This window comes from Staphylococcus sp. KUGN1 (genome assembly GCF_045984185.1).
Classification (GTDB): Bacteria; Bacillota; Bacilli; order Staphylococcales; family Staphylococcaceae; genus Staphylococcus; species Staphylococcus warneri_A.
On the sequence record NZ_JBJQIL010000017.1, the window covers coordinates 1 to 1213 of the forward strand.

1 protein-coding gene is annotated in these 1213 nt (G+C 35.9%); it reads right to left on the reverse strand.

Annotation, left to right across the window (positions count from 1 at the left end; all coding sequences use genetic code 11):
• Positions 1 to 1213, reverse strand: a 1213-nt coding sequence (alsS, locus tag ACJQQZ_RS12515) for an acetolactate synthase AlsS (protein WP_408023171.1), incomplete at both ends; no start/stop codon positions are given.

Consider the following 1213-nt stretch of genomic DNA (forward strand, 5'->3'; position numbering starts at 1 on the left):
GCTGCTGAAATCGCCCAAGGTAATGCAACACCTAACGTTTGCATACCATTACTAAATAACAAATGTCTCGGATTATAACTTCTGAATTTACGTGCCATCCAAATATAATGACTTCCGACATCAACGGTAACCGTAGTATCATCCGTTAACATTTTTTGCATAGATTCGATAATTTCGATTGGATGTAATACACCATCTTTATGAGTTGCTTTAATACCCGTTTCTTCAACAATATGTGCTCTTAACTGCTCTAATTCATCTAAATGTTGTTGGTTAATAAATGGTTCATCTACTTTGTCAGATATCATTTCTATAGTTCCTGCAATATTACCAATTAATTCTTTAGTAGGTTGCATATAATTTGTAATTTCTGCTGGAACTTCATCAATATTGATCACTTTTGTGTCTAATTCCTTATTCCAATTACTTGCTTCGTACTCAATCGGATCATAACCAATTGTGACAACTAAATCACTTTTACGAAGCAATTCATCTCCTACTTGGTTACGGAATAATCCTACACGACCAAAGAAGTGATTTTCTAAATCGCGACTAATGACACCAGCACCTTGGAATGTTTCAACTACTGGTAAATTTGTCTTTTCAACTAATTTACGGATAGCATTTGTTTCATTTGCACTTGAACTTCTCATACCAGCAAGTAAAACAGGGAATGCTGCATTTTTAATTGCATCAATCACGTCATTTATATCTTGCTCACTAGGAACACCTAAATTGGGCTTTTGACATAGTGCTATAGCTTTTGATTCTACTGGTGCTGAAATAACATCTTGTGGAATACTAATAAAACTCGCACCATTTTTACCTGATGTTGCTGTTCTCATAGCATTAGTCATGACTTCTGATAAAGATTCAGGATCTTGTACTTCTTCACTATACTTTGTTGAATATTTTAATAATGCCGCATTATCTATACTTTGATGTGTTAAACGTAATAAATCATTACGTTTAACTTGTCCTCCTAAAGCTAATACGGGATCTCCTTCAGATGTTGCTGTTAATAGTCCGGTCGTTAAGTTACTGACACCTGGACCACTCGTTACAAGTGCGACACCTGGTTTACCAGTTAGTCGTCCTATACCTTGGGCCATCATTGCTGCGTTTTGCTCGTGACGCGTAACAATAAGTTCAGGTCCATCGTCTTCAAGTGCGTTAAATAAATAGTCAATTTTTGCACCTGGAATACCAAATA